The organism is Lishizhenia sp., from assembly GCF_033720595.1.
GTDB lineage: Bacteria > Bacteroidota > Bacteroidia > Flavobacteriales_D > Crocinitomicaceae > Lishizhenia.
In genome coordinates this window covers 1-8,605 of sequence record NZ_JAWWCF010000133.1, presented here as the reverse complement: position 1 = coordinate 8,605, position 8,605 = coordinate 1, and the positions used below count along the sequence as shown (strand labels likewise).

Annotated in this window: 9 protein-coding genes; 2 read left to right on the top strand and 7 right to left on the bottom strand. The window is 38.6% G+C overall.

Translation table 11 applies throughout. The features are described 5' to 3' along the window. The 6 genes from rpsJ to R3333_RS10000 form a co-directional block, all read right to left on the bottom strand. The coding region (rpsJ, locus tag R3333_RS10025) for a 30S ribosomal protein S10 (protein ID WP_318958657.1) at positions 1–258 on the bottom strand (258 nt) is incomplete at its 3' end. A gap of 11 nt (positions 259–269) precedes the next feature. Further along, positions 270–2,405, bottom strand: a complete 2,136-nt coding sequence (gene fusA, locus R3333_RS10020; RefSeq protein WP_318958656.1) for an elongation factor G — start codon at positions 2,403–2,405, stop codon at positions 270–272. A gap of 10 nt (positions 2,406–2,415) precedes the next feature. After that, positions 2,416–2,886 carry a 30S ribosomal protein S7 gene (gene rpsG, locus R3333_RS10015; RefSeq protein ID WP_318958655.1) on the bottom strand — a complete coding sequence of 157 codons (471 nt, stop codon included), beginning with the start codon at positions 2,884–2,886 and terminating at the stop codon, positions 2,416–2,418. Positions 2,887–2,904: 18 nt separating this feature from the next. After that, positions 2,905–3,279, bottom strand: coding sequence for a 30S ribosomal protein S12 (gene rpsL / locus R3333_RS10010; protein ID WP_090248821.1), 375 nt, complete (start codon positions 3,277–3,279; stop codon positions 2,905–2,907). 321 nt (positions 3,280–3,600) lie between these two features. Beyond that, on the bottom strand, positions 3,601–4,188 hold the full coding sequence (locus R3333_RS10005; RefSeq protein WP_318958654.1) for a sugar transferase: 588 nt from the start codon (positions 4,186–4,188) through the stop codon (positions 3,601–3,603). Continuing rightward, entirely contained in the window at positions 4,188–5,399 is a 1,212-nt protein-coding gene (locus tag R3333_RS10000) for a DegT/DnrJ/EryC1/StrS aminotransferase family protein (protein ID WP_318958653.1), read from the bottom strand. Before R3333_RS10000 ends, R3333_RS10005 begins: the two co-directional genes overlap by 1 nt. Before the next feature lie 373 nt (positions 5,400–5,772). On the opposite strand from R3333_RS10000, the gene R3333_RS09995 reads away from it, so the two are divergent. Both R3333_RS09995 and cmk read left to right on the top strand, forming a co-directional pair. Then, positions 5,773–6,099, top strand: coding sequence for a YegP family protein (locus tag R3333_RS09995; RefSeq protein ID WP_318958652.1), 327 nt, complete (start codon positions 5,773–5,775; stop codon positions 6,097–6,099). A 114-nt stretch (positions 6,100–6,213) separates the two neighbouring features. Next, positions 6,214–6,918, top strand: coding sequence for a (d)CMP kinase (gene cmk / locus R3333_RS09990; protein ID WP_318958651.1), 705 nt, complete (start codon positions 6,214–6,216; stop codon positions 6,916–6,918). A gap of 136 nt (positions 6,919–7,054) precedes the next feature. Here the strand turns inward: cmk and R3333_RS09985 are convergent. After that, on the bottom strand, positions 7,055–8,605 hold a 1,551-nt coding region (locus R3333_RS09985), incomplete at its 5' end, for an NAD(P)-binding protein (RefSeq protein ID WP_318958650.1).

The following is an 8,605-nucleotide window of genomic DNA, read 5'->3' as shown; positions in this document are numbered from 1 at the left end:
CAATGCATCTACTGTTTTAGATGAAGAGCTGTAGATATCTAACAATCTCTTGTATGATGATAATTCGAATTGCTCACGCGCTTTCTTATTTACGTGTGGAGATTTTAATACTGTGTAAATTCTCTTGTGCGTTGGTAATGGAATTGGTCCACTAACTACTGCACCAGTAGTCTTTACAGTTTTAACAATCTTCTCAGCAGATTTGTCTACTAAGTTATGATCGTATGATTTTAATTTGATTCTAATTTTTTGACTCATCTTACTTTAAATTAAGCTGTAACTTTTCCTTTAGCTTTTGCAATTACGTCTTCTTGAACGTTTCTTGGCGCCTCTGCGTAGTGAGAGAACTCCATAGTAGAAGATGCTCTACCTGATGAAATTGTTCTTAAAGTTGTAACGTATCCAAACATTTCTGATAATGGAACGTCAGCTTTAACAACTTTTGCACCAGCTCTATCATCCATACCTTTCATCAATCCACGACGACGGTTAAGGTCAGCTACAACGTCACCCATGTTTTCTTCAGGAGTAACAACTTCTAACTTCATGATAGGCTCTAACAATACTGGGTTAGCTTTAGGCAATGCGTGTCTGTATGCCATTTTCGCTGCAACCTCGAAAGATAAAGAATCTGAATCGACTGCGTGGAAAGATCCATCATTCAACTCAACTTTTAATGAATCGATAGGGTAACCTGCCAATACACCATTCTTCATAGCTTCTTTGAATCCTTTTTCAACTGAAGGGATAAATTCTCTTGGAACGTTACCACCTTTAATGTTGTTAATGAATTCTAAACCTAGTTTCTCTTCATCTGGTTGTGCAGAAATATTCACAACGATATCTGCGAATTTACCACGACCACCTGATTGTTTCTTGTAAGTTTCTCTGTGATCCGTAGATCCAGCGATTTTCTCTTTGTAAGAAACTTGAGGAGCACCTTCGTTTACTTCAACTTTAAATTCACGCTTTAAACGGTCGATCAATACTTCTAAGTGAAGCTCTCCCATTCCTGAGATTACAGTTTGACCTGAATCCTCATCAGTGTGAATTTGGAACGTAGGATCTTCTTCAGACAATTTGCTCAATCCAACTCCTAATTTATCAATGTCAGCTTGAGTTTTAGGCTCAATAGCTATACCGATAACTGGATCTGGGAAGTCCATAGACTCAAGAACAATTTGATCTTTTTCTCCACATAATGTATCTCCAGTTCTGATGTCTTTAAATCCAACACAAGCACCGATATCACCAGCTTCCAATAATTCAATTGGATTTTGTTTGTTAGAGTGCATTTGGAATAAACGAGAGATTCTCTCTTTCTTTCCAGTTCTTGTATTGTGAACGTAAGATCCTGCAGGAATAGTTCCTGAGTAAGCTCTTACGAAACATAAACGACCTACGAATGGGTCAGTAGCGATTTTAAATGCCAATGCAGCAAGTGGAGCATCGTTAGATGGTTCACGAGAAACTTCCTCATCAGTACCTGGCTTCATACCTACAACTGCACCTTTATCAAGTGGAGATGGTAAAAATGCCATAACCGCGTTCAACATTGTCTGAACACCTTTGTTTTTAAATGCAGAACCACACATCATTGGCTGGATAGACATGTTACAAGTAGCAACACGAATAGCATCCATAACCTCTTCAGTAGTGATTGATTCTGGATCTTCAAAGAACTTCTCCATTAATGCGTCATCAGACTCAGCTACAGCTTCGATCAATTTCTCTCTCCACTCTTGTGCTTCATCTACTAAATCAGCAGGAATATCAAACTCTTCGTAAGTCATCCCTTTATCTTCCTCGTTCCAAGAGATTCCTTTCATTGTGATCAAATCAACAACTCCAGCGAAATCATCCTCAGCTCCGATAGGAATCTGTAATGGAATAGGATTACCTCCTAAACGCTCCTTAACTTCATTGTAACATCTGAAGAAATCAGCTCCAGCACGGTCCATTTTGTTTACGAAACAAATTCTTGGAACTTTGTACTTATCTGCTTGTCTCCAAACTGTCTCAGATTGAGGCTCAACACCTGATGCAGCACAAATCAATGCTACAGCACCATCTAAAACTCTTAATGAACGCTCAACTTCAACTGTAAAGTCAACGTGACCAGGAGTATCAATAATGTTAATCTTGTATTCTTTCGTTTCAGGAACTGCTTGACCTTGAACTGTTGGATACTTCCAGAAACAAGTAGTTGCAGCAGAAGTAATTGTAATACCTCTTTCCTGCTCTTGCTCCATCCAGTCCATTGTTGCAGCACCATCGTGTACCTCACCAATCTTGTGACTAATACCTGTGTAATATAAGATACGCTCTGTAGTTGTTGTTTTACCAGCATCTACGTGCGCCATAATCCCGATATTACGTGTAAATGTAAGATCTCTTTTTGCCATGTCTTATATTTTAGAATCTGAAGTGAGAGAACGCTTTGTTCGCTTCAGCCATTCTTAATGTATCTTCTTTCTTTTTAAACGCAGCACCTTCTTCTTTAGAGGCAGCGATTATCTCGTTAGCAAGTCTTTGCGCCATTGACTTCTCGTTACGCTTTCTTGCGTATCCGATCAACCATTTCATCGCAAGTGACTGCTTTCTTCCTTCACGTACCGGAGTAGGAATTTGGAAAGTAGCACCACCTACACGACGGCTTCTAACTTCTACTGAAGGAGTTACATTGTGAAGAGCTTTCTTCCAAATCTCTAATCCTTCTTCTTCTTCAACTTTTGTATTTACGATCTCAATAGCATCGTAAAAAATCTTAAACGCAAGGTTCTTCTTCCCATCCAGCATCATGTTATTAACGAATTTAGTAACAACTACATCGTTAAACTTTGGATCCGGAAGTATCTGAATCTTTTTGGCCTTTCTTCTTCTCATCTCTAAAAAGCTTTAAAATTATTTCTTAGGTCTTTTTGCTCCATACTTAGAACGACGCTGAGTTCTTCCCTCAACACCAGCAGTATCTTCTGCTCCACGAACGATGTGGTAACGCACACCAGGAAGATCTTTTACTCTTCCTCCACGCACTAACACCATCGAGTGTTCTTGTAAGTTATGACCTTCTCCACCGATGTAAGCATTCACTTCCTTACCGTTTGTTAAACGTACTCTGGCTACTTTACGCATTGCCGAGTTCGGCTTCTTAGGAGTAGTGGTGTAAACCCTTACACATACCCCTTTACGCTGCGGACAAGAATCAAGTGCTGCTGACTTGCTCTTCTTTACCGGCGCTGTTCTACCCTTGCGAACTAACTGTTGAATAGTTGGCATATTTCTATTTATTATTTACAAAAAATTACTCCCCCAAACACACTTTGGGGGGTGCAAATGTACACAATTTAATTTATAAACCAATACCGAAATGAATAAAGTTGCTGATTTTTAACACAGTGCTGTTGAAAGTTATCAACACATGTGAATAGTGATTTTTGATTTTCGAGGTAAAAGTTTCACCTTCTTTCCTCCTTTGGATTTTCGATTTTTAACAAAAAATTGACAGCACCACTGTCAAACCCATCACTTATTGATTTTCAAAAAGTTATAAATCCTACCTAGAAAACGACTAAGATTTTCGTTCCAGAAGGTTTTACTTTATGAAATAATTTTCTTGAAAGTTGACCACATTATTTTCACATCTGTGGCTAAGGTAGGTTTTGCAATATACTTCATGTTCAAACGAAGTTTGGCCGGCATAACCTCCTCTACATAGGTCTTTTGAGGATCATCACTCTCCCCCAATATTCTATTTTCATCAAAGTATTCTAAGGAAGCATAATCTGTAATTCCTGGTTTAACTTCCAAGACTTTTGCTTGTTCGGGAGTATAGAGGTCTACATATTCTTTCACTTCTGGACGAGGTCCAACAATACTCATTTCCCCTTTTAAAACATTCAGGAATTGAGGGAATTCATCTAACTTGTACTTGCGTATAAATTGGCCTGACTTGGTAATTCGATTGTCTTTCATACCTATTGTAAGTCGACCTTGTTTGTCAGCATCTTTGCGCATAGATCGAAATTTGAACAAATAAAAAGGCACACCGTTTTTACCTATGCGCTCTTGTTTGTAAAAAACACCTCCTGCACTTTCTAAAGCTATCCATATAGACAGCAAAATACCGAAGGGAAGTATGCATAAAAGAATTACAATAGATACTACGATATCAAACAATCTTTTCATTACCCTAAAACTTTTTGAACGGCATTCCTCACCGCCTTTATCACCGTTTGTACTTGCTCATCATTTAAATCGAAATAAACAGGTAGCGATATCTCATTGGCATATTTATTCCAAGCCTCTGGGTAGTCTTCCATTTTATAACCACGCTTCTTATACGCCGTTAACAAAGGCAATGGTTGGAAGTGCACATTTACAGAAACATCTTGTTCAAAGATTTCCTGAATAATAGCATCACGTTGTGCTTCTGTCACATCCGCTATTCGTAGTAAATACAAGTGATAACTGCTTGTTTTATCTTCTGTTTTATACGGAGGTATAATAGCCCAAGCTTCCTTCTCAAAAGCTGATGTATAGGCCGCAAAGATTTGTTTTCTTCTTGTTAAGTTTTCCTCATAACGCGAAAGCTCTACCAAACCAATTGCAGCTTGCAAATCTGTCATGTTACATTTATAACCCGGTTCCTCCACATCATAACGCCAGTTTCCTTTTTGCGTTTTAGCCAAAGCGTCTTTCGACTGACCATGAAGAATCAATGTATTGAATTGCTTGTAAATATCGTCGTGATCGAAACCTTCAGGCATATTGAAACATACTGCTCCACCTTCTGCGGTCGTCAGATTTTTAACTGCGTGAAAAGAGAAAGCTGTTATATCCGCGCAAGCACCTATGCGCTTACCTTTATATTCTGCACCAAATGAATGCGCAGCATCCGAAAGCAACAATATCCTTCCTAACTGTTTTTGCAAATCATTCGCAGGTTGGAATTGTGCCTTTACCTCTTGACTATTGACTACTTCGTATATTTCGTCAAAGTCAACCGGAAAACCACTAATATCCACTCCCATTATCGCTTTGGTATTCGGAGTAACGGCAGCTTTAATAGCATCAACACTTGCGTTAAAATCTTCTTTATTTAAATCTACCATTACAGGAGTAGCTCCTGTGTGCACAATAATATTTGCTGATGCACAATAGGTATAAGCTGGAATTATCACCTCATCACCTGGGCCTATACCCCACCAACGAAGCACTACTTCCATTCCGTTCGTCCAAGAACTAACGCATAAGGTCTTCTGTGCACCCGTGTAATCAGTTATCTCCTGTTCAAACTTTTTTGTACGCGGACCTGTAGTAATCCAACCACTCAACAAAGCCTTACTTACTTCATCAACAACTGCCTGATCTATCCTCGGCGGAGAAAATGGAATCATATACCTTTCAATTTGCGACAAAAATAGGTATTTAGACTTTTAGACAGCTAGGTTTTTAGACATTTAACTAGAATATTAACGATCCTACTCTTTGGATTAGGAACTAATGAGAATCAACTTATCCTACTCCTTAACCATACAAACTCCTTCTTAAATTCCCCTTTCGTTAAAATGAAAACGCACTACGATAAACAAGACTCATAGGTACACATCAGTACATAAATTCACAATTCTCAAATTGAGGCGAACACTGCACTTGCACTTAAAAGCTGTAGAGCGACATTTATCAATTTCGGATGACTTTTCTAATGATCTATGAAGTAAATGTAATTCAGATTCTATAATTTAAGGAGGAATCTTAAATTTTACAACTATGGGTTACTTTAAACTTTTCCAATCTGAGAAAAACAACGATTGGTACTTTAATTTAAAAGCAGGAAATCACGAAATCATTTTATCTAGTCAAGGATACAGTTCCAAGTCAGGAGCTGAAAACGGAATAGAATCTGTGAAAAAAAATGGTGGAGAAGACGACAATTTTGAGCGCAAAGAAGCAAAAAATGGTCAGTTCTACTTCAACCTAAAAGCAGGAAATGGACAAATCATAGGATCTAGTGAAATGTACACTACAAAAGCAGCTCGAGATAATGGTATTTCGAGCGTAATGAAAAATGCTCCAGACGCCGAAATCAAAGAATAGGCAAACGATTTAAAGACACTAAAAGGCTTTCGCTACTTGCAAAAGCCTTTTTTGATGCATTGAATATTGAAGTTTGCACCTTATATTCGCACTTATCCCATTTAAAATTCAATCATGAAAAAGTTAACAATAGCAATAGACGGATATTCTTCTTGTGGAAAGAGCACCTTGGCCAAAGCTTTGGCGAAAGAATTGAACTATATCTTTGTAGATACAGGCGCCATGTATAGAGGTGTGAGTTTATATGCGATTGAAAACGAATTGATCTTGGATGGAAAAATCGCTGAGCACGTCTTGATTTCTCGTTTACCTGAAATTGATCTGAGCTTTGAGTTCAACGAGAAAGAGCAAAAACCTGAGTTGATACTCAACGGTAAAAACGTGGAACACAAGATTCGAACTTTAGAGGTATCTCAAGTAGTCTCTCAGGTAGCCAAGATAAGTGAGGTAAGATCTTTCTTAGTGGACAAGCAACGCAAGATGGGTGAAACCGGTGGTGTTGTTATGGACGGGAGAGACATAGGTTCTGTGGTTTTCCCGAATGCTGAATTGAAACTTTTTGTAACAGCTGCTCCAGAAATTAGAGCTGATAGACGTTATAAAGAATTGCAAGCAAAAGGCGAAGAAGTGAATTGGGAAGATGTTGCTGCCAACTTAAAAGAAAGAGATGAGTTGGATACTTCAAGAAAAGAAAGTCCGTTAATACAAACCGACGATGCTATAGTATTAGACAATTCTAACCTTACTCCTGACGGTCAATTAGAATTGGTACTGAAATGGGTAGGAAGAATACAAAACGGACATGTGGTTTATGAGTAAACTTTGTTTGGAGTTACCCTAGAAAGTATAGGATTGCTGATGGTATTTAACAGGTTCATCTGTGGAGCAATATTTACAAGAACCAAACTTACTTATCCAAAAGTAGTTGTACTCAACATTTTGAAAACGTAGCTCTTTAAGACTGCAACTTTCTCACTGCCCGTATCCCAGAATCCAAAGCTTCAAAAAACAAGGGTAAATTACCAGTATCTACACCTGCGTAGGTAAAGTTTTGTACCGGTCGGTTTTGATTCCAATCGTTCAAAAGGTAGCCAGGTTTGGGCAAAGGCATGGCATGACCGAGTATATTCACATTGACATACTTTAACTTTTCGGGATAATTCTCTCCTAGACTTTCTTTGAGGTAGGCTATTGTTTGTTCTATAATTCCACTCGGATCTTTTTCAAAGGCGATTAACTTTTCCCTTTCCTCCGGTGAAAAACAATAGTAAGCTGTTAGCACATCGTACTTCTCTATATAATCAAATTGAGCACGAGAGTCAGAGAAGCCCATGAAGTTTTTGTTTTCTCCTATAAAGTCGTTTTGCCAAAAGACATTTTCTACTTTTTCTTTTGGTCGCGGATGAACAAAGTTGATACTTACCCAAGCACTTGCTTCCGCCATGAGTTCTGGTCGGTGAGCTCTAGGAAAGACATACTGCAAACTGTGTTTTTGTCCGGCATAAACGATTTGCTTTGCTTTGAACAGCTCCACTTGATCTTTTTCAAAGTTATATGCCTTTACTTCAAAACCATTCTCTGTTTCTTGGATATGTGCCGCCAAAGTATTGAGGTGAATATTTTGGTAATCACTCAAGCCTAACAGCTTTTCTACAAAGTAAAGGTTCCCCTCTGGTGGAGAAAGTAATTCTGGTGATTGACTATAATCTCTACACATATAATAGTGTATACCTGCAATAGCCGATACCTCTTTAGAAGTTCCACCCCAATCGTCTAGCATTTGATAATCTACAGCTCTAATGAATTCGTCAGAGAAAGAATGTTGCTGCATTAACCAAGTATGAAAATCAAGATTATTTAAAGCATGTAGTTCTTGTGGAATGAGTCGGGTGGGCATAGGCATTTTCCCCAAATACGGCTGTAAGAGTTTTTCAAACACAGGGAGGTCTTCGAAGTCCGACAAAGGTTCGTGCACACGTTTTCCGAAACGTATACAAGTACTTTCCTTTTTAGGATCTATAAGATATTGGGCATCTACAAAATGGTATTCCTTGGTAAATTCGTTCTGTTCTATAACTTGAGCTATTTTCAAAAGCGCCAAGGCATCTTTACCATAATAAGAAGGATAAATTAAATCGTAGTGTGCCCCTTTCGCAAAACGGGCAGATTTAAAATTACCTCCTCCTGCACTTCCTCCCAAATAAGAATTGGTTTCAAGCAAAGCAACGTCTTTTCCTTCTTGCTGGGCTGTTACATAAGCAGCCACTCCTGCCACTCCTCCCCCTATAATTAAAAGTTCATTTTCGAAAGTAGCAGCCACCGGTTTACTCAACTGCTCGCGCAAAACATGTCCGCGCAAACGATTACTATCTACAGCAACATCATACCCTTCTTCCATCTCAGGTATACTGCACGCACCAAAAATCAAAGGGATACTTCCAAGTCCCGTTAATTGAATAAACTTTCTTCTTTCCACAGCATCCAAAGATAATTGAGTCTTTGAGAT